The sequence below is a fragment of the Bradyrhizobium sp. T-1 genome (assembly GCF_053592855.1).
Window position 1 is genome coordinate 144437 of the sequence record NZ_CM132115.1, and the last position, 26833, is coordinate 171269.

The 26833-nt window shown below is 64.9% G+C and carries 26 protein-coding genes; 16 read left to right on the plus strand and 10 right to left on the minus strand.

The features are described 5' to 3' along the window. Positions 1 to 60: 60 nt before the first annotated feature. Complete coding sequence (queG, locus tag ACWAT4_RS00665; RefSeq protein WP_433995289.1) at positions 61 to 1197, plus strand: tRNA epoxyqueuosine(34) reductase QueG; 1137 nt, start codon at positions 61 to 63, stop codon at positions 1195 to 1197. A gap of 172 nt (positions 1198 to 1369) precedes the next feature. Further along, complete coding sequence (locus ACWAT4_RS00670; protein WP_212301953.1) at positions 1370 to 2170, plus strand: acyl-CoA thioesterase domain-containing protein; 801 nt, start codon at positions 1370 to 1372, stop codon at positions 2168 to 2170. Positions 2171 to 2293: 123 nt separating this feature from the next. On the opposite strand, the gene ACWAT4_RS00675 is transcribed toward ACWAT4_RS00670, so the two are convergent. Together ACWAT4_RS00675 and ACWAT4_RS00680 are read right to left on the minus strand one after the other, a co-directional pair. Next, positions 2294 to 2761 carry a nuclear transport factor 2 family protein gene (locus ACWAT4_RS00675; protein ID WP_212424205.1) on the minus strand — a complete coding sequence of 156 codons (468 nt, stop codon included), beginning with the start codon at positions 2759 to 2761 and terminating at the stop codon, positions 2294 to 2296. Between the two features lie 60 nt (positions 2762 to 2821). Next, positions 2822 to 3610: an alpha/beta hydrolase gene (locus ACWAT4_RS00680; RefSeq protein WP_212424204.1), complete on the minus strand. Its 789-nt coding sequence runs from the start codon at positions 3608 to 3610 to the stop codon at positions 2822 to 2824. A gap of 252 nt (positions 3611 to 3862) precedes the next feature. Between ACWAT4_RS00680 and infC the strand changes: the two genes are divergently transcribed. Further along, entirely contained in the window at positions 3863 to 4402 is a 540-nt protein-coding gene (infC, locus tag ACWAT4_RS00685) for a translation initiation factor IF-3 (protein ID WP_148778009.1), read from the plus strand. A 247-nt stretch (positions 4403 to 4649) separates the two neighbouring features. Here infC and ACWAT4_RS00690 read toward each other — a convergent pair whose 3' ends face one another. Continuing rightward, entirely contained in the window at positions 4650 to 5048 is a 399-nt protein-coding gene (locus ACWAT4_RS00690) for a hypothetical protein (RefSeq protein WP_212301950.1), read from the minus strand. A 274-nt stretch (positions 5049 to 5322) separates the two neighbouring features. Here ACWAT4_RS00690 and rpmI point away from each other — a divergent pair, with 274 nt between their 5' ends. Both rpmI and rplT read left to right on the plus strand, forming a co-directional pair. Continuing rightward, positions 5323 to 5523: a 50S ribosomal protein L35 gene (rpmI, locus tag ACWAT4_RS00695; protein WP_007598540.1), complete on the plus strand. Its 201-nt coding sequence runs from the start codon at positions 5323 to 5325 to the stop codon at positions 5521 to 5523. Positions 5524 to 5602: 79 nt separating this feature from the next. Further along, the gene (gene rplT, locus ACWAT4_RS00700; RefSeq protein WP_212301949.1) at positions 5603 to 5962 is read left to right on the plus strand and encodes a 50S ribosomal protein L20; all 360 of its coding nucleotides are present in this window, start codon (positions 5603 to 5605) and stop codon (positions 5960 to 5962) included. An 8-nt stretch (positions 5963 to 5970) separates the two neighbouring features. Here rplT and ACWAT4_RS00705 read toward each other — a convergent pair whose 3' ends face one another. Further along, positions 5971 to 6396, minus strand: a complete 426-nt coding sequence (locus ACWAT4_RS00705) for a hypothetical protein (protein ID WP_449729591.1) — start codon at positions 6394 to 6396, stop codon at positions 5971 to 5973. A 152-nt stretch (positions 6397 to 6548) separates the two neighbouring features. Here ACWAT4_RS00705 and pheS point away from each other — a divergent pair, with 152 nt between their 5' ends. The 4 genes from pheS (at position 6549) to ACWAT4_RS00725 (ending at position 11465) form a co-directional block, all read left to right on the plus strand. Next, on the plus strand, positions 6549 to 7631 hold the full coding sequence (gene pheS / locus ACWAT4_RS00710) for a phenylalanine--tRNA ligase subunit alpha (protein WP_212424203.1): 1083 nt from the start codon (positions 6549 to 6551) through the stop codon (positions 7629 to 7631). A gap of 215 nt (positions 7632 to 7846) precedes the next feature. Continuing rightward, positions 7847 to 8293, plus strand: a complete 447-nt coding sequence (locus ACWAT4_RS00715; RefSeq protein ID WP_249154140.1) for an endonuclease domain-containing protein — start codon at positions 7847 to 7849, stop codon at positions 8291 to 8293. Further along, complete coding sequence (gene pheT / locus ACWAT4_RS00720) at positions 8290 to 10698, plus strand: phenylalanine--tRNA ligase subunit beta (RefSeq protein ID WP_449729592.1); 2409 nt, start codon at positions 8290 to 8292, stop codon at positions 10696 to 10698. The genes ACWAT4_RS00715 and pheT overlap by 4 nt, the downstream gene beginning before the upstream one ends. Continuing rightward, positions 10695 to 11465, plus strand: a complete 771-nt coding sequence (locus tag ACWAT4_RS00725) for a sulfite exporter TauE/SafE family protein (RefSeq protein ID WP_212424200.1) — start codon at positions 10695 to 10697, stop codon at positions 11463 to 11465. Before pheT ends, ACWAT4_RS00725 begins: the two co-directional genes overlap by 4 nt. 34 nt (positions 11466 to 11499) lie before the next feature. Here the strand turns inward: ACWAT4_RS00725 and ACWAT4_RS00730 are convergent, their stop codons facing one another. After that, the gene (locus tag ACWAT4_RS00730) at positions 11500 to 12885 is read right to left on the minus strand and encodes a flavin monoamine oxidase family protein (protein ID WP_449729593.1); all 1386 of its coding nucleotides are present in this window, start codon (positions 12883 to 12885) and stop codon (positions 11500 to 11502) included. Positions 12886 to 13072: 187 nt separating this feature from the next. Here ACWAT4_RS00730 and ACWAT4_RS00735 point away from each other — a divergent pair, with 187 nt between their 5' ends. Beyond that, complete coding sequence (locus ACWAT4_RS00735) at positions 13073 to 14047, plus strand: YiiX/YebB-like N1pC/P60 family cysteine hydrolase (RefSeq protein ID WP_449729594.1); 975 nt, start codon at positions 13073 to 13075, stop codon at positions 14045 to 14047. Between the two features lie 195 nt (positions 14048 to 14242). On the opposite strand, the gene ACWAT4_RS00740 is transcribed toward ACWAT4_RS00735, so the two are convergent. Next, positions 14243 to 14518, minus strand: coding sequence for a metal-sensitive transcriptional regulator (locus ACWAT4_RS00740; protein ID WP_024338640.1), 276 nt, complete (start codon positions 14516 to 14518; stop codon positions 14243 to 14245). Between the two features lie 50 nt (positions 14519 to 14568). On the opposite strand from ACWAT4_RS00740, the gene ACWAT4_RS00745 reads away from it, so the two are divergent. Beyond that, positions 14569 to 17031 (plus strand): heavy metal translocating P-type ATPase, encoded by a 2463-nt coding sequence (locus ACWAT4_RS00745; protein ID WP_449729595.1) that lies wholly within the window; start codon positions 14569 to 14571, stop codon positions 17029 to 17031. Between the two features lie 211 nt (positions 17032 to 17242). Then, the gene (nikR, locus tag ACWAT4_RS00750; protein ID WP_449729596.1) at positions 17243 to 17689 is read left to right on the plus strand and encodes a nickel-responsive transcriptional regulator NikR; all 447 of its coding nucleotides are present in this window, start codon (positions 17243 to 17245) and stop codon (positions 17687 to 17689) included. 36 nt (positions 17690 to 17725) lie between these two features. Here nikR and ACWAT4_RS00755 read toward each other — a convergent pair whose 3' ends face one another. Then, a complete protein-coding gene (locus ACWAT4_RS00755) occupies positions 17726 to 19369 on the minus strand; it encodes a S53 family peptidase (RefSeq protein ID WP_212301939.1) in 1644 nt (547 codons plus the stop codon). Positions 19370 to 19636: 267 nt separating this feature from the next. On the opposite strand from ACWAT4_RS00755, the gene ACWAT4_RS00760 reads away from it, so the two are divergent. Together ACWAT4_RS00760 and ACWAT4_RS00765 are read left to right on the plus strand one after the other, a co-directional pair. Then, a complete protein-coding gene (locus ACWAT4_RS00760) occupies positions 19637 to 20812 on the plus strand; it encodes a phosphorylase family protein (protein WP_449729597.1) in 1176 nt (391 codons plus the stop codon). A gap of 83 nt (positions 20813 to 20895) precedes the next feature. Continuing rightward, positions 20896 to 21636 (plus strand): sulfate transporter family protein, encoded by a 741-nt coding sequence (locus tag ACWAT4_RS00765; protein WP_212301938.1) that lies wholly within the window; start codon positions 20896 to 20898, stop codon positions 21634 to 21636. Positions 21637 to 21705: 69 nt separating this feature from the next. On the opposite strand, the gene ACWAT4_RS00770 is transcribed toward ACWAT4_RS00765, so the two are convergent. The 3 genes from ACWAT4_RS00770 to nth all read right to left on the minus strand — a co-directional run bounded on the left by ACWAT4_RS00770 (position 21706) and on the right by nth (position 25305). Beyond that, entirely contained in the window at positions 21706 to 23334 is a 1629-nt protein-coding gene (locus ACWAT4_RS00770; RefSeq protein ID WP_449729598.1) for an MFS transporter, read from the minus strand. After that, positions 23321 to 24457, minus strand: a complete 1137-nt coding sequence (locus ACWAT4_RS00775; RefSeq protein WP_212301936.1) for an HlyD family secretion protein — start codon at positions 24455 to 24457, stop codon at positions 23321 to 23323. The genes ACWAT4_RS00770 and ACWAT4_RS00775 overlap by 14 nt, the downstream gene beginning before the upstream one ends. A gap of 80 nt (positions 24458 to 24537) precedes the next feature. Then, complete coding sequence (gene nth / locus ACWAT4_RS00780) at positions 24538 to 25305, minus strand: endonuclease III (RefSeq protein WP_212301935.1); 768 nt, start codon at positions 25303 to 25305, stop codon at positions 24538 to 24540. Between the two features lie 22 nt (positions 25306 to 25327). Here nth and ACWAT4_RS00785 point away from each other — a divergent pair, with 22 nt between their 5' ends. Together ACWAT4_RS00785 and ACWAT4_RS00790 are read left to right on the plus strand one after the other, a co-directional pair. Further along, the gene (locus tag ACWAT4_RS00785; RefSeq protein WP_449729599.1) at positions 25328 to 25846 is read left to right on the plus strand and encodes a DUF2244 domain-containing protein; all 519 of its coding nucleotides are present in this window, start codon (positions 25328 to 25330) and stop codon (positions 25844 to 25846) included. A 56-nt stretch (positions 25847 to 25902) separates the two neighbouring features. Beyond that, positions 25903 to 26799: a methylated-DNA--[protein]-cysteine S-methyltransferase gene (locus ACWAT4_RS00790; RefSeq protein ID WP_212301933.1), complete on the plus strand. Its 897-nt coding sequence runs from the start codon at positions 25903 to 25905 to the stop codon at positions 26797 to 26799. Positions 26800 to 26833: the final 34 nt, after the last annotated feature.

Below are 26833 nucleotides of genomic sequence, written 5' to 3' on the forward strand. Positions count from 1 at the left end.
TGCGCCGCAAAGACGTGGATGGCCGGGACTAGCCCGGCCATGACGAATGTGGATGCATCTGTGATCAAATCTGGCTCTGACACTGATGAGCTGCGTGCTGCACTCGACGAGCAAGCCCGCACGCTCGGCTTCGACTGCATCGGGATCACAGCGCCAGGCACGATCGAAAACGCCGGAAAGCATTTCCTCGAATTCATCGCATCCGGCGGTCATGGCGACATGGACTGGCTCGCGAGCCAGCCGGAGCGCCGCGTCGATCCGCGCGGCCTGTGGCAGGACGTGCGCTCGGTGATCATGCTCGGCGTCAATTACGGCCCCGATCAGGATCCCCTCGCGATCCTGAAAGAGCGCACGCGCGCGGCGATCTCGGTCTATGCGCAGGGCGACGACTATCACGACCTCATCAAGAAGCGGCTGAAGTCATTGGCGCGCTGGCTGGTCGCGACCGCGCCCTCGGAGGTCAAGGTGTTCGTCGACACCGCGGCGGTGATGGAGAAGCCGCTGGCGCAGGCCGCGCATCTCGGCTGGCAGGGCAAGCACACCAATCTGGTCTCGCGCGAATTCGGCTCGTGGCTGTTTCTCGGCGCGATCTACACCACGCTCGACTTGCCGCGCGATGATGCCGAGATCGATCATTGCGGCTCGTGCCGGGCCTGTCTCGACATCTGCCCGACATCGGCATTCCCTGCGCCCTACAGGCTCGATGCGCGGCGCTGCATCTCCTATCTCACCATCGAGAACAAGGGACCGATTCCGCAGGAGTTCCGCAAGGCCATCGGCAACCGCATCTATGGCTGCGATGATTGCCTCGCGGCATGCCCGTGGAACAAGTTTGCGCAGGAGGGACGTGAAGCCAAGCTTGCCGCGCGTGATGAATTGCGTGCGCCTGGCCTTGTGGAGTTATCGCGACTCGACGATGCCGCGTTCCGCGCGCTGTTCACGAAATCACCGGTGAAGCGGATCGGCCGCGACCGCTTCTTGCGGAATGTGCTGATTGCGATCGGCAACTCGGGTGACGCAGCGCTGGCGGAAGAGGCGCGGCGATTGCTGGATGATGCGAGTCCGCTGGTGCGTGGGGCTGCGGTGTGGGCATTGGGGCAGTTGGTGGCGCCGAAAGAGTTTGCGGCGATGAAAGAAGCGACGATCGGCAGCGAGCGCGATGAATGCGTTCGTGAGGAGTGGCAAACCGCCTCCTGACCCTCGGTGTCAAAGCGGGGAATCCAGTACGCCGCTGCCTCTCGACCCAATCACTGCTGCCTCGGAGTGCTGGATCACCCGCTTTCGCGGATTATGAAACCGTTTTTGTGGCTACGTTGCGCGCGCCTCGCCACCCTTGATTTCCCCACCCATTCCCGCAAAGTCGCGCGCCATGACAACAAACATCCCTTTCTTCACCCGCGACGGCGATACATTCCATCCGACGGAAGTGGCCAACGGTCCCTGGGATCCGAAATCGCTGCACGGACGCGTCATCATCGGCCTGCTCGGCTTCGTCATCGAGGAGCGCCATTCCGGCCCCGACTACGTGCCGGCACGGCTGACCGCCGACATGTTTCGGCTGCCGACCATCGACAAGCCGATCGAGGTGACGACGCGGCTGGTGCGCGACGGCCTGCGCATCCGCGTCGTGGAGGCCGAATTCTTTTCCGGCGGCGTCAGCATGGCGCGCGCCTCATGCCAGCTGTTGCGGCGGACGCAAAACCCCGACGGCAATGTCTGGTCGCCGCCGAACTGGGATGTGCCCAAGCCATCAGACATTCCAAAGCCCACCGACCCCAGGCTCGGCATGAACGGCAAATGGACGACGCGCCCGATCGTCGGCCATATGGGCTCGCTCGGGCCGCGCCGGCTGTGGATGAGCGAGGTGCGCGAGCTCGTGGCGGGGGTGCGGATGACGCCGTTCGTCCATGTCGCTGTCGGTGCCGACTTCGCGAGCCCTTTTGCCAATGCCGGCGACAAGGGGCTCGGCTACATCAACAGCGATGTGACGATTTATCTGCACCGGCTGCCGGTAACGAACTGGATCGGCTTCGACGTGGTGAACCACCAGGCCACCGACGGCGTCGCGATCGGCGAATGCTGGCTCTACGACGAGCAGGGCCAGATCGGCACGGCCACGGTCGCTGCACTCGCGCAGCGCAAGCCGATGGCGAAGCCGCCGCCGCCGTAATTTCTCCGCCGTCATTCCGGGGCAGCCCAGAGGGCTGAACCCGGAATCTCGAGGTTCTCGGGTGCGCAACTGCGCACCATAGTTCGATGCTCCGCTTCGCCCCGGAATGACGGGGGGAGGGAACTACGCCAAATGCCGCTTCATCTCCGGCCGCGCCTTCAGCTCCGCGCCCTGCCTGGCGGCGATCTTCGCGATCCGCTCCGGCGCAAATTTCAGATCGACGAATGCCGGCGCTGTATTGGCGACCTCGTGATAGCTCACGATCCTGCCATCACGCAGCGTCATGATGGCCACGCCCTCGAACATCGCCCGCGCACCGGCTGCTTCGGGCAGAGTCGAGCGATAGCTGAAGGTATAGCGCGCATAGAGCGTGGTGCCGTCGGTGACGGGGTCATGCATGTCCCAGCGGAAATCGGTCGCCGTGCGATAGAACCAGTCGTCGATCATCGCGGCGATCTTCTCGCGGCCTTCGAACGCGCCGTAGAATACGTCGTGATAGATGCCGTCCTCGGTGAACAGGTCTGCGAAGGCGCGACCGTTGCGCCGTTCGACGGCATCACAGAAGGCGCGCAGCATGGCTGTGGTGGTCATTGGAACGCCTCCCATTGCTTGTTGTTGTGCCCGCTCCCCTTGCGGGAGAGAGCAGCTCGGTCACCCGATCTCGGCCACCGCGGCAAGAATGCGCGCGATGTCCTGCGGGCGTGAGAGGCGGTGATCGCCGTCCTGGATCATGGTGAGCACGACGTCGTCGGCCGGCAAGCGGTGTGTCAACGCGAACGCGTGCTGCCAGGGAACGTCCGGATCCTGCGCACCTTGCAGAATGCGGACGGGACAGCCGAGATCGATGGCGCTGCCGAGCACGAGATGGTTGCGTCCCTCTTCGATCAGCTTGCGCGTGATCGGATAGGGCGAGCCGTCCCCATATTCGGATGGCCTGAGCCAAAAACCCTTGGTCTCGATCTCTTTCTTCACCTCGGGCGAAAAGGTCTTCCACATCAGCTCTTCCGTGAAGTCGGGCGCCGGCGCGATCAGCACGAGACCAGCGAGTGACGCCTTCCCCGAACGCTTCCTGATCTCGCGCGCGAGCAATAGCGCCATCCAGCCGCCCATGGAGGAACCGATCAACACTTGAGGACCGGTGCAGAACCGCTCGAACACCGCAACGCTGTCCTCGAGCCAGCTTCCGATGGTTCCATCGGCGAAATCGCCGCTGGATTCACCATGGCCGGAATAATCGAACCGGACTGCGGCACGGCCGTGCTCTGCGGCCCAGCCATCCAGCGCCACCGCCTTGCCACCCTGCATGTCCGACTTGAAGCCGCCGAGCCAGACCAGGCCTGGTCCTTGGCCGGCCCGGCGGCGCACTGCGATCCGGCGCGCTGACGGGCCCTCGCCCACATCGATGAAGTCGAGCACGACATCGGGAATTGCTGAGGTCATGGAACGTTTACTCTGGCTATGCGGTTTGAGCTGGTCGGACGCGCTCCGTCACGCAACCCTATATTGGTATTGTCCCTTTGGGACGCTTGCGGAACAGGGGCAAGGTGTCTATGTCGAGCACCGTGCCGACGGGCGTGACCAAAATGCCTCGCATTTGAGGGTTTTTCACTCCCCGCAGGAGCGACTTGCTTGCCGGCAAACGCATCTTCCTGCAAAGTAGCCGCTTCCTTTCACAACTTTGGAGAACCACCCATTCGCCGTCCCAATAGAGCCCCGGCCCCTGCCGCCAAAGACGGGCCGCGCATCAATGATGATATTCGCAATGCGCAGATCCAGCTGATCGATCAGACCGGTGACAACAAAGGCACCGTCGAGACGATGCTTGCCATCAAGATGGCCCAGGAAGCCGGCATGGATCTGGTCGAGATTTCGCCAAATGTCAGCCCTCCCGTCTGCAAGATCATGGACTACGGGAAGTATAAGTATTCCGCCCAGAAGAAAGCCGCCGAAGCCCGCAAGCGTCAGAAGACCGTCGAGATCAAGGAGATCAAGCTCCGCCCGATGATCGACGATCACGACTACGACGTGAAGATGCGCGCGATGCTGCGGTTCTTCGAAGAGGGCGACAAGGTCAAGATCACCCTGCGCTATCGCGGCCGCGAAATGGCGCACCAGGAGATCGGCACCAAGTTGCTGGACAAGATCAAGACCGACGTCGCCGAGCTCGCCAAGGTCGAGCAGGACGCCCGGTTCGAGGGCCGCCAGGTCGTCATGGTGCTGGCGCCGCGCTGACGCTGGCTCGTTACAGCTGAAGTTTCAACGGCCCGTCCGGATCTCCGGCGGGCCGTTTTGTTTTGCGGACCTTGTCGAAGCTGCCGCCACGAACTGTACTGCACCTCTCCCGCTGGCGGGAAAGGTCCGCATAGCGCAGCGGGTGAGGGCTTTCACCTCTTGGGGGTCCTCGGTCCCCCGCATCCGCCTTCGCCAAGAGGCTTCGGCGGACAAGAGCGAGGGAGGGAGCGCATCGAGCGCTCGGCAACTAGGTCCGTGTCGCCTGCCAGGTGCCGCTGCACTGGTCACCGGAGATGATGCCGCGCCAGGAGCCGGCACCTGCCGCGCCGCCGAGCCGGCCGCCGCCGCTGGCATGGGAGGCGCCGACCGAGACCTGGACCGCGACGGCTCCGCCACGATTGACCGTGCCGGACACCCGGCCGCCGCCGGCAGACGACACCCGGCTGCCGGTGACGGTGAAGGGGACGCTGTAGCCCGAGCTGCAATTGCCGCGGGTGGTAGCGAAGGTGACGTTCCAGATGCCGTCATAGCTGGCGATTCGGGCATCAGCGGTCGACGGGATCGCGGCCGCGGCAAGCACGGCGAACAGCGCCAGATGACGCGGGCGCGCGACAACAGACAAGATCGATTGGGAAAGATGGGCCATTTTGGTCCTGCTCCGGACGGGACGGCGTGGACGATGGGGTGGCAACTCCCAATAGTCGGCGGGCAGGTTTCGCCGGTTCATCGTTGCCAATTGGCCGATCCTCTGTCATAAGCCCAGCCTTCATCGCCCGGCTGATTAAGGGCTGCCGTGGCGGTGTTTCGTGCGGGTTTCGCGCTTGTTCGCTAAAACCTGAGCACAATCAACGCTCTAACGAGCATTTTTGACGGCCAGGCCGCCTTCGCGGGCGGTGTTCTTTGGCCATTAGGAGAGCCAAATGCCCAAGCTGAAGACCAAATCGGGCGCTAAAAAGCGCTTCAAGGTGACTGCCACCGGCAAAGTGATGTTCGCCCATCGCAGCAAGCGTCACGGCATGATCAAGCGGACGAAGAAGCAGATCCGTCAGCTTCGCGGCACCGCTGTGCTGTTCAAGACCGACGGCGACAACGTCAAGAAGTACTTCTTGCCGAACGCCTGATCGCGTCCACGATCATTGCCAGCTCCGCCGCGCCTTTCGCGGCGATCCGAAATCAAGTCATCTCTGAAGGATATTCGTCATGGCTCGCGTCAAACGCGGTGTGACCGCCCACGCCAAGCACAAGAAAGTCTACAAGGCCGCCAAGGGTTTCTACGGCCGCCGCAAGAACACCATCCGCGCCGCCAAGCCGGCCGTGGAGAAGGCCCAGCAATACGCCTTCCGTGACCGCAAGCGTAAGAAGCGCACCTTCCGCGCGCTGTGGATCCAGCGTCTCAACGCTGCCGTTCGTCCGTTCGGCCTGACCTACAGCCGATTTATCGACGGTCTCGCCAAGTCGGGCATCACCGTGGACCGCAAGGTGCTGTCGGATCTCGCGATCCACGAGCCCGCGTCGTTCCAGGCGATCGCCGAGAAGGCCAAAGCCGCGCTCGCCGCCTAAGGCTTTTGTTAGCGGGCCTGCTGGCCCGCAGCCTTCAGCGCGCGTTGCGAGTAACGCTGGGCGACCTCCGCCCGGCAGAATGCCGTGAACGAGAGATACATGGTGCCGGACTTGTTCCGGTACTTGATGTCGCACGCGTGCATTTCGCGCTTGTAGGCCTGTGTCTGCGCGGCGCTGAGGCCGGGCTTGAAGTCCGCCTCGCATTTCTTTTCGACGGCGGCGCCGAGCTGGACGTCGCCGCTCGCGGTCAGCTCGCAATCCCTGAAGACCTTCATCGCGCTTTCGCAGCCCTTCTGGGTGCTGATGGTGTCGACGACCTCGTCCAGGGTCATGGATTTGTCCATGCAAACCATCGCGCGCGCCGGGGTGGCTGCGGCCGGCAGGACGATGGCCAGGACGGCCAGATGAGCAGCAAGAACGGATTTCGAAAGCATCACAGAGGTCTCCTCTTAATCCTCCCTTGGTGCCTGGCCCACGCGCGAGGTTCAACCCAGCCGTTCAGAGCCCGAAATAGCCGGCTTTTTGCTTGACGTTACGCCCTTCTGGCGGCGACAACCCAGCCGAATTTGGCAGCAAGGATTTGACTGTGTCCGACCTCGCAACGCTCGAAACATCCATCCTCGACCAGATCGCCGCCGCTGGCGATGAAGCCGCGCTCGAAGCGGTGCGCGTCGCAGCCCTTGGCAAGAAGGGCTCGATCTCGGCGCTGCTTGCCACGCTCGGCAAGATGTCGCCCGACGAGCGCAAGACGCAAGGTGCGGCGATCAACCAGGCCAAGGACAAGGTCACCGAGGCGCTCGCCGCACGGCGCGACGTGCTGAAGTCGGCGGCGCTCGATGCGCGGCTCGCGTCGGAAACCGTCGACGTCACCCTGCCGCTGCGCGATGCGCAGGCAGAAGCCGGCCGCATTCATCCGCTGAGCCAGGTCTGGGACGAGCTGACCACGATCTTCGCCGACATGGGATTCTCGGTCGCCGAAGGTCCCGACATCGAGACCGACGACTACAACTTCACCAAGCTGAACTTTCCGGAAGGCCATCCCGCGCGCGAGATGCACGACACGTTCTTCTTCCATCCGAAGGAGGACGGCTCGCGCATGCTGTTGCGCACCCACACCTCGCCGGTGCAGGTGCGCACCATGCTGAGCCAGAAGCCGCCGATCCGCGTGATCTGCCCGGGCCGCACCTACCGCATCGATTCGGATGCGACCCACACGCCGCAATTCCACCAGGTCGAAGGCCTCGTCATCGACAAGCATTCGCATCTCGGCCACCTCAAATGGATCCTGCACGAGTTCTGCAAGGCGTTCTTCGAGGTCGACCACATCAACATGCGCTTCCGGCCGTCGTTCTTCCCGTTCACCGAGCCGTCGCTGGAAGTCGACATCCAGTGCCGCCGCGACAAGGGCGAGATCCGCTTCGGCGAGGGCGAGGACTGGCTGGAGATTCTCGGCTGCGGCATGGTGCATCCGAACGTGCTGCGCGCCTGCGGCATCGATCCCGACGAGTACCAGGGCTTTGCCTGGGGCATGGGCATCGACCGCATCGCCATGCTGAAATACGGCATCGCCGATCTGCGCCAACTGTTCGACAGCGACGTCCGCTGGCTCAACCATTACGGCTTCAAGCCGCTCGAAGTGCCGACGCTCGCGGGAGGACTGAGCTCGTGATGCTCATGTTCGCCCACACGAAGACTCTCCCCGTTCCCTCTGCGGAGACAACCCTCTCCCATTCCCTCCCCCGCAAGCGGGGGAGGGAATGGATAGAGCGTGCACGTGGCATCCATCTTGTGGGCACGCATCCTCTGTCCGCTCGACAGGTCGAACTCCCTCCCCCGCTTGCGGGGGAGGGTTGGGGAGAGGGTTCCTCCGCAATGGGGCTGCCGATGGTCGATCCCAAGCATCCGGACTGGAAAGTATCGACCAAGCTACGGGCCAACGCACGCGCACTCAGGCGCAGTTCGACCGATGCCGAACGAATCCTCTGGTCCGAATTGCGCGCCGGTAGACTAAACGGCGCGAGCTTTCGTCGCCAGGTGCCGATCGAGCGCTACGTCGCCGATTTTATCTGCCATGCCGCCAAGCTCGTCATCGAGCTCGATGGCGGCCAACACTTCTCGAATGAAGGCGAGCGCGCGGATACGCTTCGCTCTGCAGCGATCGAAGCGATGGGCTTCAAGGTGCTCCGCTTCAGCAATCTTGACGTCATGACCAATCGTGGCGGCGTTCTCGAAACAATCGCGACCACCGTCGCGGAGAGAACCCCCACCCCAACCCTCCCCCGCAAGCGGGAGAGGGAGCAGACCGTCTCCGTGGAGAAAAAGCAGCCATGAAATTCACCCTCTCCTGGCTGAAGGATCATCTCGACACCGACGAGCCGCTCGAAAAGCTGGCCGACAAGCTCACCATGATCGGGCTCGAGGTCGAGAACATCGAGGACAAGGCGAAGGCGCTGAAGCCGTTCACCATTGCGAAGGTGATCTCGGCCGAGCAGCATCCGAATGCGGATCGCCTGCGCGTCTGCATGGTCGACACCGGTGACGGTGGAGCGCCGGTGCAGGTCGTGTGCGGGGCGCCGAATGCGCGCGCCGGGCTCGTCAGCGTGTTCTCGGCTCCCGGCACCTACATTCCCGGCAAGGACATCACGCTCGGCGTCGGCACCATCCGCGGCGTCGAGAGCCGCGGCATGCTGTGCTCGGCGGCCGAGCTGCAGATCTCCAACGACCATGACGGCATCATGGAATTGCCGGCGGATGCGCCGATCGGTGCCGGTTACGCCGAATGGGCCGCGCTCGGCGATCCCGTGATCGAGATCAATCTGACGCCGAACCGGCAAGACTGCACCGGCGTGCACGGCATCGCGCGCGATCTCGCCGCCGCGGACATGGGCAAGTTCAAGGACCCGACCATCAAGGCGATCAAGGGCGAATTCCCGTGCCCGGTGAAGGTCGCGGTGGAGGACGCCACGCTGTGTCCGGGCTTTGCGCTGCGCCTCGTGCGCGGCGTCAAGAACGGCCCGTCGCCGGAATGGCTGCAGAAGCGGCTGACTGCGATCGGGCTGCGCCCGATCAACGCGCTGGTCGACATCACCAACTTCATGACCTACGACCGCGCGCGCCCGCTGCATGTGTTCGACGCCAAGAAGGTGAAGGGCAATCTCGTCGTGCGCCGTGCCCGCGACGGCGAGACGCTGCTCGCGCTCGACGGCCGCACCTACAATCTCGATCCCTCAACTTGCGTGATCGCCGACGAGCATGGCGTCGAATCGCTCGCCGGCATCATGGGCGGCGAAGCTTCGGGCTGCGACGAGAACACCACCGACGTGCTGATCGAATCGGCGTTGTGGAACGAGATCAACATCGCACAGACCGGCCGCAAGCTCGGCATCAATTCCGATGCGCGCTATCGCTTCGAGCGCGGCGTCGATCCGGCCTTCATGGTGCCGGGGCTGGAGCTCGCCACCAAGCTGGTGATGGAGCTGTGCGGCGGCACGCCGTCGGAGAACGTCGTGGTCGGCAAGACCTTTGGCGATGACCGCATCATCGAATTCCCTGTGACGGAGGTGAAGCGTCTCTCCGGCATCGAGGTGCCGCAGGTCGAGATGAAGCGCATCCTGACCCATCTCGGCTTCATGATGGCGGGCGCAGGCCCGGTCGTGAAGGTCGCGGTGCCGTCATGGCGCACCGACGTGCATGGCAAGGCCGACATCGTCGAGGAAGTCGTGCGCATCTATGGCGTCGACAAGGTGCCGATGACGCCGTTCGAGCGCGGCGAGGACGCGCGCAAATCGGTGCTGACGCCGCTGCAGCTTCGCACCCGCCGTGCGCGGCGCGCGCTCGCGAGCCGCGGCATGGTCGAGGCGGTGACGTGGTCGTTCATCACCAAGCCTGCAGCACAATTGTTCGGCGGCGGCCAGCGCGAGCTCGAAGTCGCCAACCCCATCGCCGCCGACCTCTCCGACATGCGGCCGAGCCTGTTGCCGGGCTTGGTCGCAGCCGCGCAGGCCAATGCCGACCGCGGTTATGGCGACGTCGTGCTGTTCGAGGTCGGCCAGGTGTTCAAGGGCGATCGCCCGCAGGATCAGTTCATGGCCGCGAGCGGCGTGCGCCGCGGCCTCGCCTCCTCGGAAGGATCGGGGCGGCATTGGTCGGGTTCTGATCAGGCCGACGTGTTCGATGCCAAGGCCGACGCACTCGCCGTGCTGGCCGCGGCCGGCGCGCCGATGCAGGCGCTGCAGATCGTCGCCGGCGGTCCCGGCTGGCTGCATCCGGGCCGCTCCGGCACGATCCAGATCGGACCGCAGAACGTGCTCGGCACTTTCGGCGAGATGCATCCGCGCGCGCTGGAGGCGCTCGGCGCCGACGGCCCGCTCGTCGTGTTCGAGGTGACGCTCGACCGCATTCCCGAAGCCAAGAAGAAGCCGACCCGCGCCAAGCCGCTGATCGAGCTGTCGGCGTTCCAACCGGTGTCGCGCGACTTCGCCTTCATCGTCGATCGCACGATCAAGGCGGGCGACATCGTGCGCGCCGCGCAGGGCGTCGACAAGAAGCTGATCACCGGCGTCAACGTGTTCGACGTCTACGAGGGCAAGGGCATCGACGACGGCAAGAAGTCGATCGCCATCGCCGTGACGATCCAGCCGCGCGAGAAGACGCTGACCGACCAGGAGATCGAAGCCGTCGCTGCGAAGGTCGTGGTGGAGGTGACGAAGAAGACCGGCGGCACTCTTCGCGGATGACCTTTGCTGATCTTCTTCCGAAGGATGTCAGCCTCACCATCGCGATGGCGCTCTGCGCCATCGCTTTCGTTTCCGGCACCGCGCGCGGCTTCTCCGGCTTCGGCGCGGCGCTGATCTTCATGCCGCTGGCGAGCAGCGTCGCGGCCCCGCGGCTGGTCGCAGCGCTCCTCCTCGTCATCGATTTCGTCTCGGCCGCGCCGCTGCTGCCCGACGCATGGCGAAAGGCCGATCGCAAGGCGACCGCCGTGATCGTGCTGGGCGCGCTGGTCGGCGTGCCCGTCGGCACCTATTTCCTCAGCGTGCTCGAGCCCGTCACCACGCGCTGGATCATCTCCTGCTTCGTCGCAGCGCTGCTGCTTCTGCTGCTCTCGGGCTGGCGCTACCGCGGCAAGGACCACGCCTGGCTTTCGGTCGGTATTGGTGGCCTCTCCGGCTTCTGCAGCGGGCTGGCGCAGACCGGCGGGCCGCCGATCGTCGGCTACTGGCTCGGCCGCCCGATCGCCCCGATCGTCGCGCGCGCCAACATCGTGCTGTTCTTCGGCGCCTCCGATTGCTTCTCGATGATCAGCTACGCCACCACCGGCCTGATCTCGCGCGAGTCGCTGGTGCTGTCATTGATCGTCGGCCCGGCCTACGCGACCGGCGTCGCCTTCGGCGCCTCGCTGTTCGGCCGCGCCAGCGAAACGATATTCCGAAGGATCTGCTACGCCCTGATCGCAATCGCAGTGATCACCGGGCTGCCGGTGCTGGACAGGGTATTGCGGTAGCTCGCTCCAGTGTCGTCCTGGCGAAAGCCAGGACCTACCGCGGCGCCCGCCGCTTCTTGGTCGATTGCGTCGGCGCCTCGGCCGGCTCGTCTTTCAGCGCGCCGATCTTGCGGAGCGCGGCATCCGCGGCGCGTTCACCGCTTTCCCAGGCGCCGTCGACGGTGCCCCACAGCGTCTCATGCGTGGCTTCGCCGGCGAGGAACATGTTGCCGATCGGCTCGATCAAGACCTTGCGCGAGAGCTGGCCGCCGGGCGAGGCCGCCGACATCGCGCCCATCACATAAGGCGAAGCGTTCCATCGTGTCACCGCGGTCTTCTGCACGGCGGCAGCCGCCTCGCTGCCGAACAGCTTCGTGATCCATTCCCTGGCGAAGGCGACCATCGCCTTCTCGCCCTGCTCCGTGAGATCGCGGCCGAACGAGCCGCCGACATCGATCGAGCACAACGAGGAGCCGCCGATGTTGGCAAACATCAGCGCCGTGCGGGTCGAGCTGCTCTGCTCGATCAGGATGTCGTCGCGCGAGAGGCCGAGCGGATTTCCCGGCAGCTGCAGCACGATGTGATCGTAGCTGCCAAGGCCAAGCTTTGACGCCGCATCGAGCGTGCGCTTGGGGATATCGGGCGCGAACTTGATCGCGCCCGATGTCAACACACTGGTCGAGACCGTGATGATGGCGGCGCGCGCGGCGATCTTGCCGGCTTGCGTCTCCACGCTGACGTCGCGATTGGTCCAGACGATACGGCTTGCCGGCGTCGAAAGCAGCACCGGCGCCGGCTCGCCGAGCTTGGCGATCAGAGTCCCCAAGCCCTGGCGGCAGGCGATCGGCGCATTGCGATCCTGCGCGCGCGCCTTGTCGATGGCCGACAGCTCCTTCAGATCCTTGCCGGCGAAGCTCGCGCCGAGGACGAACTCGGCGGCACCCGCCCAATCGCCGAGGTCCTTCGGCAGGACCGAGGCGCAGGATGTGTCGAGCTTACCGCGCCCGGCCTCGTCGATGGCGCGATTGGTGCGCACCAGCGCCGCCAGAAACTCCTCGGTCTCGCCGGCGCGCGCATTGCGGCGGCCGATGCGCATCTTCTGGCCGGATGGCGCAGGCGAAACATCGAGCCCGGCGCTGCGGGCGAGCCGGATCATCGGATTGGTGTCGGGATTGTGCATCCATCGCGCGCCGCGGTCGAACGGCACGTCGAAGGTGGTGCTGTCGGTGATGCAGCGCCCGCCGATCTGTGAGGACGCCTCCACCACCACGACCTTGCGATTGGCCGCCATGACGCGCCGCGCTGCAGCGATGCCGGCTGCACCGGCGCCGATCACGACGATGTCGGCCTCGCGCGGCAATGGCGCGGCCGTCGCGCGCAGGACCGGCGCTGCGGCAAGGGCAGCCGACGCCGAGAGGAAGCTGCGGCGCGTGATTGTCATGTCATGGTTTCCGGAGACTTGCGACGAACGGGAACAGCCCGCGAACCTTGCCGCATCTGATGTTGCGCAGCAACCATCATGGTGAATCAATCGTGCTGGGGCTCACAGAGCCATGAACCGAATTGCAACAGGTTTGGACCATGATACAGATGGAAAAAAGACGGCCAGAAAGGCCCGGGGAGAGTTCATGGGGACGGTCCTAGATTCAGTCGGCAAGGTCATTGCCGCGTACCTCTCGAAGGAGGTGCCGGGCTACGAACCGTTCACGCCGAGCGACCCCGAGCACCTGCGCGGCGTGATCCAGCCCGGCGACGTGATGCTGGTCGAGGGCAACAACCGCATCTCCGGCATCATCAAATACCTGACACAGTCGACCTGGTCGCATGCCGCGCTCTATGTCGGCCCGGTCGAGGGCGCGGTGGAGCCCGACGGCGAGCCGCATGTGCTGATCGAGGCCAATATCGGCGAAGGCGTCACCTCCGCACCGCTGTCGAAATATTTCCCCTACCACACCCGCGTCTGCCGCCCGGTCGGGCTGTCCTACGAGGACCGCACCACGGTCTGCCGCTACGCGATCAACCGCATCGGCTTCGGCTACGACACCAAGAACATCATCGATCTCATGCGCTTCCTGTTCCCGCTGCCGGTGCCGCAGCGCTGGCGGCGGCGCATGATCGCGATCGGCTCGGGCGATCCGACCAAGATCATCTGCTCGGCGCTGATCGCGCAGGCCTTCGATGCCGTGCGCTATCCGATCCTGCCGAAGATCACCAAGGCCGGCAGCCGCGCTGCCCGCCGCGAGATCCTGCACATCCGTGATTCCTCGCTCTACATGCCCCGCGACTTCGATATCTCGCCCTATTTCGAAGTGGTCAAACCCACCATCGTGCACGGCTTCGACTACACAACCTTGCACTGGGCCGACAAGCAAAAGCCGCTCGAGGAGGTAGCGGGCTCATTCGGTGTGTTTCCAGAAACGATCAGTGCGCCGCCGCTCGTTCCTGAAGCGATTGACGAAGAAGCGCAGGCTTCGGCTGAGCAAGTGAGCGCGGCCTGGACCGCGGAGGCTGCTGAGCGCAGTTCCGCGCATTTCCCGCTGCTGAAGAGGCTCGCGATGTATCGGCCGCGCCGCAGGAGACGGGCGCGAGAGCGGGCGGCGTAAGCAGCCCAGTTCCGATGTCGTCCTGGCGAAAGCCAGGACCCATTACCCCAAACATCGGTTTGGCGAAGACTCGGCGTTCGGTACGGCAACCGAGCGCAATCGATAGATTTCCGCGGTGGGTCCTGGCTTTCGCCAGGACGACGCTGGAGAAACAGCACGCACGTCCCCACCGTCATTGCGAGGAGAGAGCGGGCCCTACCGTTCCGCCCGCCCGATCACCGCCATCAGCTCCGCGATCTTCTCGCGCTGATCGGCCTTGTCCCCACTCGCAATCGCATGCTCGACGCAATGGGCGACGTGGTCCTTCAAGATCTCTTCCTCGACCCGGCGCAGCGCAGCCCGCACCGCCGAGATCTGCGTCACGATGTCGATGCAGTAGCGGTCTTCCTCTACCATTTTCGAGAGGCCGCGAACCTGGCCCTCGATCCGGCCGAGGCGTTTTCCAACAGATGCCTTGATGTCCTTGCGCATGGAGCCTATATACCCCTACCGGGTATAGGTTACAAGGCCGGAGCATGGAAATGAACGACGCAGACCACAGGCATCATCACGACGGGGATACGCATTCCGGCTGCGGTTGCTCGGCGAAAGCCGCGCCACCCGCTCCCAAAGCTGCAGCCACGTCCTGCTGCGGCGGCCATGGCGATCACGCCGGCCATTCCCATCATCACGATCATGACCATGGTGCAGCCACGGCAAAGGTTCTCGATCCCGTCTGTGGCATGACGGTCGATCCCGCGACCTCGAAGCACCGCTTCGAGCATCTCGGCGAGACCTTCCATTTCTGCTCCGCCGGCTGCCGCACCAAATTTGCCGCGGATCCCGCCAAATATCTCACCAAGGACAAGCCGCCCGAGCCCGAGATGCCGGCGGGCACGATCTACACCTGCCCGATGCATCCCGAAATCCGCCAGGTCGGACCCGGCAGCTGCCCGATCTGCGGCATGGCGCTGGAACCGGAGGTGGCGAGCCTGGAGACCGGCCCCAATCCGGAGCTCGCCGACATGACACGGCGATTCTGGATCGGCGGCGCGCTGGCGTTGCCGCCCGTGGTGCTGGAGATGGGCGGTCATCTCGCGGGGCCGCACAACTGGATCGAGCCTGTGCTGTCGAACTGGATTCAGCTCGTCTTCGCCACGCCCGTGGTGGTTTGGGCCGGTTGGCCGTTCTTCGTCCGCGGCTGGCAGTCGCTGCTGACGCGCAACCTCAACATGTTCACGCTGATCGCGATGGGTACCGGCGTTGCCTATGTCTACAGCCTGATCGGCACGCTCGCGCCGCAGATCTTCCCTGCGACCTTCCGCGGCCATGAAGGCGCGGTCGCGGTCTATTTCGAAGCGGCCGCAGTCATCACTGTGCTGGTGCTGCTCGGCCAGGTGCTGGAGCTGCGCGCTCGCGATGCCACCTCGGGCGCGATCAAGGCGCTGCTGCAGCTCGCACCAAAAACCGCGCGGCGCGTCGATGCCGATGGCAGCGAGCACGAGGTCGAGATCGACACGCTCCATGCCGGCGACCACCTGCGCGTTCGTCCCGGCGAGAAGGTGCCGGTCGACGGCGTCATTCTGGAGGGCCGCTCCTCTCTCGATGAGTCGCTGGTGACGGGCGAATCCATGCCGGTGACCAAGGAGGTCGACGCCAAGGTCATCGCCGGCACGCTCAACCAGTCCGGCAGCTTCATCATGCGCGCCGACAAGGTCGGGCGCGAGACGCTGCTGTCGCAGATCGTGCAGATGGTCGCGGATGCGCAGCGCTCGCGCGCGCCGATCCAGCGGCTGGCCGACCAGGTCGCGGGCTGGTTCGTCCCGACCGTGATCGCCGTCGCCATCGCCGCCTTTGCCGCCTGGGCCTGGTTCGGGCCGGAGCCGCGGCTCGCCTTCGGCCTCGTCGCCGCGGTCAGCGTGCTGATCATCGCCTGCCCCTGCGCGCTCGGCCTGGCGACCCCGATGTCCATCATGGTCGGCGTCGGCCGCGGCGCGCAGGCCGGCGTCCTGATAAAGAACGCCGAGGCGCTGGAGCGGATGGAGAAGATCGACACGCTGGTCGTCGACAAGACCGGCACGCTGACCGAGGGCAAGCCCAAGGTGGTCGCGATCGTGCCGGCATCCGGCTTTGCCGAGGATGATATCCTGCGGCTTGCGGCCAGCGTCGAGCGCGCCAGTGAGCATCCCCTGGCCGATGCGATCATGCGCGCGGCGAAGGAGAAGCAACTCCCACTGAGCCAGGTCGACGCGTTCGACTCGCCGACGGGCAAGGGCGCGACCGGCAAGGTCGATGGCAAGAGCATCGTGCTCGGCAACGCAAAGTATCTGACGTCGATCGGTCTCGACACCAGGGCGCTCGACACTGAGGCCGAACGCCTGCGCGGCGACGGCGCGACCGTGATCAACATGGCAATCGACGGCCGGCTCGCCGGCCTGTTCGCGATCGCCGATCCGGTCAAGGCCTCGACCCCGGACGCGCTGAAAGCGCTCGCGGCCGAAGGGATCAAGGTCATCATGCTAACCGGCGACAACCGCACCACGGCGGAAGCGGTGGCACGCCGGCTCGGTATTGCCGATGTCGAAGCCGAGGTGCTGCCGGACCAGAAGAGCGCGGTGGTGACGAAATTGCAAAAGGCCGGCCGCAGCGTCGCGATGGCCGGCGACGGCGTCAACGATGCCCCGGCGCTGGCGGCGGCCGAGGTCGGCATCGCCATGGGCACGGGCACCGATGTGGCGATGGAAAGTGCCGGCGTCACCCTGTTGAAGGGCGACCTCACCGGCATCGTGCGTGCGCGAAAACTGTCGCAGGCGACGATGAGCAACATCCGCCAGAACCTGTTCTTTGCATTCATCTACAACGCCGCCGGCATTCCGATCGCCGCCGGTATCCTCTATCCCGCCTTCGGCGTGCTGCTGTCGCCGATCATCGCGGCCGCCGCGATGGCGCTGTCCTCGGTCAGCGTGGTCGGCAATGCGCTGCGGCTGCGCGCAACGCGGCTGTGATGGTGACGGTGCGCTCCCTCGCCCCGCTTGCGGGGACGCGACGAGCTTCGCTCGCACTGAGAGGGTTGGGGTGAGGGGCTGTCTCCACGGATTCATTGCGAGTGAGACTCGCGGAGAGTCCCTCTCACCCGGGATTCAAGCTACGCTCGAATTCCGACCTCTCCCCGCAAGCGGGGCGAGGTAAGAAAGAGCGGCGCACGGAGAACTTCTGATGCAGCGGATTACGATCACGATCGAGGACGATTTGCTGGCGGAGATCGATGCCGCGGCCGAGGCGCGCGGCTACCAGAACCGCAGCGAGATCATCCGCGATCTCGCGCGCGCCGGCCTGCAGCAATCGAGTGAGGACACCGCACAGGCCGGCGCTTGCGTTGCCGGCCTCGTCTATGTCTACGACCACGCTGCGCGCGATCTCTCAAAACGCCTGGTGCAGGAATTCCACGGCCATCACGATCTCGCGCTGGCGACCCTGCACGTCCATCTCGACGATAACAATTGCATGGAGATGACGGCGCTGCGCGGCGACGCCGCCGAGGTCAGGCACTTTGCCGATCACATCATCGCGGAGCGCGGCGTGCGCTATGGGCGCGTGGTGATGATCCCGACCGGCGACGGCAAGCCGGCCAGGGCGCGGAAGCACGGGCATCAGCACGATTAGAGGCCTCTCCCCGCGCGGGGAGAGGCGAAGACCACGTCACGCCGCAAGCAGGTTCTGCAACGCCGCGCCGTTGGGGACGCCGAGACCGGAGCAGGCGTCCCAGCCGGGGCCGGCCTTGTACATGCCGTGCAGCGAGCCGGTGATGTCGTTATTGCCGACCGTGATGTCGCGGAACACGCCATGCGCATGCGAGGCGTAGATCAGCGGGTTGATGAACCCAACCGTCTTGCCGAATTTCTTGGTCGTGGCCTCGTTGATCCGGGCGATCAGTCCGGCCATCAGCGGCGCCACCGCGCTGGTGCCGCCGATCGTGGTCATGACGCCGTTGAGGAAGATCTGGTAGCCGGTCGCAGGGTCGGCATCGCCGGCGACGTCAGGCACGCCACGGCCGCTCCGATGGGCCGGAGATTTCGGCACATGCGCATTGGCCTGGTATTTCGGCTGCGCGAACATCACGCTGACGCCGCCGCCACCGGCGCCGTCCTGCGGACCGCCGTTCCAGACCACCTCCGTGATCGCGCCGTTCGACGCCCTGAGATTGGTGCCGCCGCAGGCGAGCGCAAAGGGGCTCGACGCCGGAAAATCGGCGTGCGGCTTACCATCCCAGCCGTCGGCCATGTCGGCCGAACCGTTGTCACCAGACGCGACGCAGACGGTGACGCCCATCGCAGCGGCATCACGGATCGCCTCGTTGAGGCCGTCGACGAACTGCTGTGAGCTCTCGGGATCTTCCGGGCCGCCCCAGCTGATCGAGATCACCGAAGGTTTTCGCACGCTGTCATGGACCGCCGCCTTCACCGCATCGATGAAGCCGTTGGTGGTGTTGGGCGCGAAATAGACCACGATCTTGGCGCCGGGTGCGATCGCGCCGGCCACCTCGATGTCGAGCACGACCTCGCCGTCGGCATCGGAATGACCGGGCTTGTTGGCGCCGCCGTCGACGCTTGCGGGTGCGATCTGCGGCATCGGAATGCCCGCCTTCTTGAAGAAGGTTTTCAGATCAGAGGCCTTGTAGCCGGCCCCGGTGGCATGACCCTTATTGTCGATGTCATTGAGCTCGATGATGGCGATGCACTGCCCGGCGCCGGTCTCGCCGCCCGGGAAGTTGTAGAGTTTTGCGATCTCTTCGACCGAGAAGCTGCCGCCCTGCCCCGCGCGTGCAGTCGCGCCCTTGCGCGGCGGCTTGCGCCGGAAATGCGGCTGCGCCACCGGCCGGTTGTCCAGGCCATGCACGCCGACCACGATGCCTTCGAGCTCGGCCGGGATCTGCACACTGCCCTTGCGCATGCGATAGGTCGCGCCCTCGTGCTTGACCTTGTTGAGCTTGACGCCGAAGGCCGCGGCCATCGCCTTCACCGTGCCGGTCAGCTTCACCGTACGGGAGGCCAGATGCACACTCTTGACGTTGAGATCATGATGATGGGCGAAATCGTCGATCTTGGCGACGTCAGCCGGATCGGCGCCCATCTGTTCGGCGAACTCGCTGCGAGAAAGATATTGTCGCTCGCGCGGCGGTTGCGCACCCAGCGCCATCACCTGCTCATCGTCCGCGCGCTTGGCGCGCAGACGAACGCTGATCTCGATTTCCTGCTTGGGATCGGCCGCGCCGACGAGCTTGGCGCCCTTCGGCAATTTCCGGGCGCTGTTCGCCAGCGTGACACGCGTCGTCGAGCTTGCCATGACTTCCTCCGTTTGTGATTGGAAGGCGGATTGTCGCACCTCAACTATAGGTGTAATCTCGGCCGCGAATTGGTTCAGACGATTGATCGATTATTTTCAAAAAATCTCTTCTTTGGCAGGGCGGATGCTCTGCAATCTCGAATCGGCACGGAATTGGTCAATAGCCCCGACCATTCTGTGAATACGTTTTCGATCTAAGATTGCAACCGTCGGCTCGGCTGGCCGACCAATGAGAGACATTTGTCAAAAACAATTGGTGGAGACTGCATGATGCCTGCCGACCGCAAATGGGTAGAGAAGAATCTCGGGTTTGATCCGATCACCACACCGCCGCCGCGCGAGACCTTCGTGGTCAAGCGCATCGCGGATGCCGCCGTGAAGAAGGCCGCAAAGGTCGCGCCGGAGGATTTTCAGCGCGAGATCATCGATTTCGATTCCGAATCGGCAGAAGGCCGCGCGTTCATGGCCTTCTCGACCGCGACCGGGCTGTCGCGCTTCACCGATATTCCCTGGCCCAAGGGGCTGGCGCCGCAGACCGGGCCGAGGCCCGCAGGCAACGGCAAGGGGCCACTGCCGCGCGCCGACGTGCTGGTCGTGACCTGGACCGTCGACGAGGGGCACGCGCTCAGCCGCGTGCTGACGCCGGGCAAGGACTCGCGTAACGACTACGTGCCCTACACGCACAACTACGCCGCCATCTCCAAGAAGATGCGCAACGGCTGCCCGGCCAAGGAACTGAAGCGGCTCGGCACCTTCTGGACCACCACGATCGGCAAGAAGAAGTGCGTGATCTTCAAATCCGACTCGCACATGTCGCAGGACGGCCCGCAGCTGCCGAATATCGACGTCTGGCGCCAGATCATCACCGAGGTGCAACCCACGCTCGTGATCACCACGGGCACGGCCGGCGGCATCGGCAAGCAGGTCGAGGTCGGCGACGTCATCGTGAGCCCGATCGTGCGCTTCGACTGCCTCTCGAAGTTCAAGAAGCAGCCGTTTGCGCAGGAGCATTTTTCGAGCAAGTCGGCCAAGACGACAAAATTCGCGACAGCCAAGACGCTGTTCAAGGCCAATGCCGGGCAGCTGCCGAAGACCAACACCAGGCCGCCAAAAATCTTCGTTGCCAAGCCCACCGGGCTGTCGTCCTCCGTGGTGACCACCGATTTCTTCGGCTTCGACACCTCGGACAATCACTTCCATCTCCAGGGGCTCGGCGACGTCTCCGAGATGGGCGACGCCATCCTGGGCCTCGTCGCCCAGCAGATGGGGGCCAAGGCGCCGCGCTGGCTCGCGATCCGCAACGTCTCCGACCCGCAGATCAAGGCCGAGGGCACGCTGAAGCAGCAGGAGCAGGTCGCCGCCCAGATCTACAAGGGATTTGGCCGCTGGAGCACGGTCTGCAGCGCCATCACTTGCTGGGCCAGCATCGTGGCGGAGCCTTAACGGGAGCGGCCCGAGGGTCAGCCTCCCTTGCCGAAACGGCTCGCCGTGTCTACCTCTCGCGGGTGATTTCGTGAGAGGTTCCCATGCTGGATGCCGCCGTGAAGGCGCTGTCGCAAATGATGTCGCCGCCGATGCGTTCGATCCTGTGGCGGTCGATCGGGCTTGCGCTGGTGCTGATCATCGTGCTCGCAATCGGGCTACAGCGGCTGCTCAGCTGGTTCGCGACCTATGGCGAGGCCTGGCTGGAGGGCCTGCTCGGGCCAAGCTGGCATTCGTCGCTGGAAGTGCTGTCCTGGATCATCTCGATTGCGGCCGGATTCGGCGTCGTGTTCGGCAGTGTGTTCCTGATGCCCGCGATCACCTCGCTGGTGGCGAGCTTCTTCGTCGACGACGTCGCCGACATCGTCGAGCGCGAATATTATCCGGCGGAGCGGCCGGGCACGGCGCTTCCGTTCAACCAGGCGATCCTCGAAGGCATCAAGACCGCGCTGCTGACCATTGTGGTCTATCTGATCGCGCTGCCGTTCGTGTTCCTGGCCGGCGCCGGTTTCCTGATCTTCTTCCTCGCCGCCGCCTGGCTGTTGGGGCGCGAATATTTCGAGCTCGCCGCGATGCGCTTCCGCTCGCCGGAGGAGGCCAAGGCGATGCGGCGCGACAATGCCGCGACCATCTTCACCGCGGGCCTGTTCATCGCAGCCTTCGTCTCGATCCCGATCGTGAACCTGGCAACGCCGATCTTCGGCATGGCCTTCATGGTCCACATGCACAAGCGGCTCTCCGGTCCGCGGCCCGAGCTGATCGAGCCGGCCCGGCAGGCGCGGTGAGGGGTGTTCTCCCTCTCCCGCAAGCAAACGGGAGAGGTGACCAACCGTGCGGCGCGATTGATCGGCCCCTCACGTCACCGACAGCCCGCATTTCCTCAGCAGCATCTTCGCAAAGCCGAACGGGGCCGGGGTGAACGGGCCGGGCGGGGCGCGGGTGATCAGGGCGATGAAGCCAAGCGCGGCCATCGCCAGCCAGAAGCACAGCCAGAAGCCGTCGACATAGGCGAGGACATTGGCCTCGCGCGCGACGAAGCTCGCGAGCGTGCCGAGCGCGCGCGCCTGCGCCGAACCGGCACCGTGGGCGGCAAAGTGATCGGCGAGTTGCTTCAGCATCCGCACCACATCGACATCGCCGACCTGGAGGTTCTGGCCGAGATAGAAGGAATGGATCTGCTCGCGAACGCGCAGCCACGTTCCCATCAGCGCCACGCCGATCTCGGCGCCGCCGAGCCGCATGATCTGGATATAGGCGGCAAACGAGGTCGCGCGGCTGGGGTCGGAATTGGACAGTGCGATGATGATGAGCGGCAGCAGCGTCGTCGACTGGCCGACGGCCTGCAGCAGCACGATGCCGATGAAATCCTCGCGCGCCCAGGCATGGGTGAGCTGGGTGCCCCAGAGATTGGCGGCAGCAAAGCAGGCAAAACCGATCACCGTCACGACGCGCGCATCGAAATGGCGGACCAGCCAGATCGAAACCGGCACCAGCACGAACATTGGCAGCGCGCCGTAGGTGAGCAGCAGCAGCCCGCTCTGCTCCGGCCGGAGCAGGCCGACATTGCCGAGGAAGTTCGGCACCAGCGATGAATTGGAAAGCGACGTCAGCGTGTAGAGCAGGATGGCGACCAGCGACAACCCGATATTGCGGGAGAACAGCACGTTCACATGCGCCCAGGGCTGACGCACCAGCGATTCATTGACGAGGAAGCCTGCGAACAACGCCACGCCGGCAGCGAGTAGCGCTGTCACCGTGCCGTTGCCGAGCCAGTCCAGCCGATTGCCCTGGTCGAGGCCGGCATAGATCATCGAAACGCCCGCACCGAGCAGCAGCATGCCGCCCCAATCGGCCTCGCGCAGCAGCGCGCGATTGACCGGCTCGTTCGGTGTTCCCAGATAGACCATCAGGCCCATCAGCGGCGCGATCACGACGCTCTGCCAGTACAGCCATTGCCAGCCGAGATGATCAACATAGAAGCCGACCAGCGAGGTCGATGAGTCCAGCGCAAAGCCGACCCGGATCGAATAGAGCGCAATCGCCGGCAGCCACCAGCGGATCGGCAGGTTGCGGAACACGATCATCAGCGTCGCCGGCACGAAGGTTCCGAGCAAGAGGCCATGCACGACGCTGAGCGCGATCAGCGTCGGATAGTCGTGCACGAAGGGAACGATCAGCGAGACGACGGCATAGACGAGGCTCGGGATGCCGAGCACGCGGCGCAGGCCGAACACGGTCGCAAGCCACGCGACCGCGGGCGCAATGAGGATCTGCGATCCGATGCCGGCGGTGGAGAGCCATGCGCCCTCGTCGAAGCTGAGGGAGAAGGCGCCACGCAGGTCGGGCAGGCCGACGGTGGTCAGCCGGCTGTCGAAATTGGCGAGGAACGAGCCGAGCAGCACGGCCGCGACGGCAAACAGCGGCTGTGGCGCGATCCCGCCGCGCGAGACTGGGCCGCTGCCGGCATCGTCATTTTCCGCCATTTGCGGCCGCAGTGTTGATGCTGGTGACGACCGACATGCCCGGCACCAGCCGCGTCAGCAAAGGCTGGTTGTCGTCGAACTGGATGCGGACGGGAATACGCTGCACGACCTTCGTGAAGTTGCCGGTCGCATTGTCGGGCGGCAGCAACGCGACCTGCGCGCCGGTCGCGGGCGCAATACGCTCGACCTTGCCGTGGAGCCTCTCGCGCGGGAAACTGTCGACGGTGATCTCGACCGCCTGGCCCGGCGCCACATGCGTGAGCTGGGTCTCCTTGTAGTTCGCGATCACATAGACTTTTGGCAGCGGCACCACGTTGATGAGGTTGGTGCCGACATTGACGTAGTCGCCGGGCTGCACCTGGCGCTCACCGACGACGCCGTCGAAGGGCGCCGTGATCTTGGTGTAGCCCAGCTTCAGCTTGGCGCTCGCCAGCGTCGCCTTGGTGGCTTCGAGATCGGCGGCGCGCTGCTTCTTGGTGCCTTGTAGGACCTCGAGCTGATGCTGCTGGGCCGCGATCACCGCACGGCTGGCGCGCACATCGGCCTGCGCTTTGGCAAGGCCGGCGACCGCCTGCTCGAGCCGCTGCCGTGTCCCGGCCTCGGTCTGCGACAGCGATTGCTGGCGCTCCTGCTCCTGCCTGGCCTCGACCTCGAGCGCCTCCGCGGATAACCGCGCGGCCTGCGCCTGCGCGATCGTCGCATATTGCAGCTCGACCTGGTTGGCGAGATTGTCGAGCGCGGCTTGCGCCGCGGCCACGGCCGCCTCGGACTGCGCGACCTGGGCCTCATAGTCGGCCGGATCGATCTGGATCAGGAGGTCGCCGGCCTTGACGCGCTGGAAGTCGGTCACCCCGACGCTCAGCACCTCGCCGGAGACGCGGCTCGCAAGCCGCGTCAGCTCGGCGCGCACATAGGCGTCATTGGTGGTCTGGACCGCAGCATTGCCGACCCATTCGTCGAAGCGCAGCGTCGCCAGCGCTACGAAAGCGAGCGCGACGATCACCGCAAACAGCGGGATCGCAAGCCGGCTCCAGAGCGAGCTCGCCGGCCGCTGCGTCGGCTTGAGTGGCGGAGCCGGCGTGACTGCGGGCGGTGGCGATGGGATTTGTTCCTGCTGACTCACGATAGGCCCCCAAACGCTGCGCTCTCTCATCCACGTCATTCCGGGACGATGCGCAGCATCGAACCCGGAATGACGGCCACTCACACCGTCTTCTCCGGCCAACGGCAGAGATCGTTGATCAGGCAGACCTCGCAGCGCGGCTTGCGGGCGAGGCAAGTATAGCGGCCGTGCAGGATCAGCCAATGATGGGCATGCAGCATGAACTCCGCCGGGATCACCTTTTCGAGACCAAGCTCGACGTCGAGCGGCGTCTTGCCGGGCGCAAGCCCGGTGCGATTGCCGACGCGGAACACATGGGTGTCGACCGCCATGGTGTGCTCGCCGAAGGCCATGTTGAGCACGACGTTGGCGGTCTTGCGTCCCGCGCCCGGCAGTGACTCGATCTCGGCCCGCGTGCGCGGCACCTCGCCGCCGAAATCGCTGAGCACCTTGGCCGACAGAGCGATGACGTTCCTGGCCTTGGTGCGATAGAGGCCGATGGTCTTGATGTAGTCGCGCAGGCGTTCTTCGCCGAGATCGAGCATCTTCTGCGGCGTGTCGGCGACCTCGAACAATGCACGCGTCGCCTTGTTGACGCCGGCATCGGTCGCCTGTGCCGACAGCACCACGGCCACCAGCAGCGTGAAGGGATTGACGTGCTCGAGCTCGCCCTTTGGCTCGGGATTGGCCGCACGGAAACGGCTGAAGACCTCGTGGATCTCCGCCGGCGTCCAAGGTTTGAAAGAAGTGGGTTTTACTGCTCTGAGCGATTTCTTGGCGGCGGCCTTCGGCTTTGCGACCGCCGCCTTTGCCTTTTTCTTCGGCACCGGCGCTTTGCGCGGGACCGGCTTGCGGGTGATTTTCGCCATGATCGGGATATACTGAGGGACGATGAGCACAGGCAACGAAATTGCGCGCGACAGCGAGGTGCAGATCTTCTCCGCGCTGCTGACGCCGCATCGCTCGCTGAACCGCACCGGCTTTCTTGCCGTGATGCTGTTCCTGAGCGTCGTCAGCTTCGCCACTGGACTCGTCTTCCTGATGAAAGGCGCCTGGCCGGTGCTCGGCTTTTTCGGCCTCGACGTGCTCGTCGTCTGGTGGGCCTTCAAGGTCAATTTCCGCACCGGGCAGGCGCGCGAGGAGATCACCGTCACGACATCAGAGCTGCGCGTGCGGCGCATCAGCCATCGCGGCCAGGTCGCCGAATGGACCTTCAACCCGCTCTGGGTCCGCCTCGACATGGAGGTCGACGAGGACTTTGGCATCGAGCATCTCTATCTGATCTCGCGCGGCCACCAGATCCAGATTGCCAGGTTCCTCGGGCCTGACGAAAAAGCAAGTTTTTACAAAGGCTTGGTTGAGGCACTGAACGCCGCCAGGCGAGGCCCGACCTACAACCCGGTGACCTGATTGGCCGGTCGGAAATCGGGTGGTTTCGCTGCCCTCCCGCGCCTACATTTCCACTCATGATGACACTCGCAATCCATGACCAGCGCCTGGCCAGGCCGGGCTCCCAGAACGCCGCGCTGCGCGACTATGATTCGGTGCGCCGGGCGATCGCCTTCATCTCGGAGAACTGGCGGACGCAGCCGACCATCGAGGCGATGGCGGATGCGGCCGGCGTCACGCCGGATGAGCTGCACCATCTGTTCCGCCGTTGGGCCTCGATCACGCCGAAGGCGTTTATGCAGGCGCTCACGCTCGATCACGCCAAGGGGCTGCTGCGGGACTCCGCGAGCATCCTCGACGCCGCGCTCGACTCAGGGCTCTCAGGTCCGGGCCGGCTGCACGATCTCTTCGTCACGCACGAAGCCATGTCGCCGGGCGAATGGAAGAACGGCGGCGCCGGGCTCACCTTGCGCTACGGCTTCCATCCCTCACCCTTCGGCACCGCGATCGTGATTGCGACCGATCGCGGTCTCTCAGGTCTCGCCTTTGCCGATCCCGGCGAGGAGAAGGCCGCGCTCGCGGACATGACGCGGCGCTGGGCGAACGCGACTTACGTTGAAGATCACGAAGGCACCGCACCGCTTGCAGCGCGCATCTTCGACACAAAACTGTGGCGCCCGGATCAGCCGCTACGCGTCGTCATGATCGGCACCGATTTCGAGGTGCGGGTGTGGGAGACGCTGCTGAAGATCCCGATGGGCCGCGCGGTGTCCTATTCGGACATCGCCTGCAACATCAACAGCCCGAAGGCCTCGCGCGCCGTTGGTGCTGCGGTCGGCAAGAACCCGGTCTCCTTCGTCGTGCCCTGCCACCGCGCACTCGGCAAGAGCGGCACGCTCACCGGCTACCATTGGGGCATCACCCGCAAGCAGGCGATGCTGGGCTGGGAAGCCGGACAGCTTGGGATGCAGTGAATTCTTCTCCCTCTCCCCGCACGCGGGGAGAGGC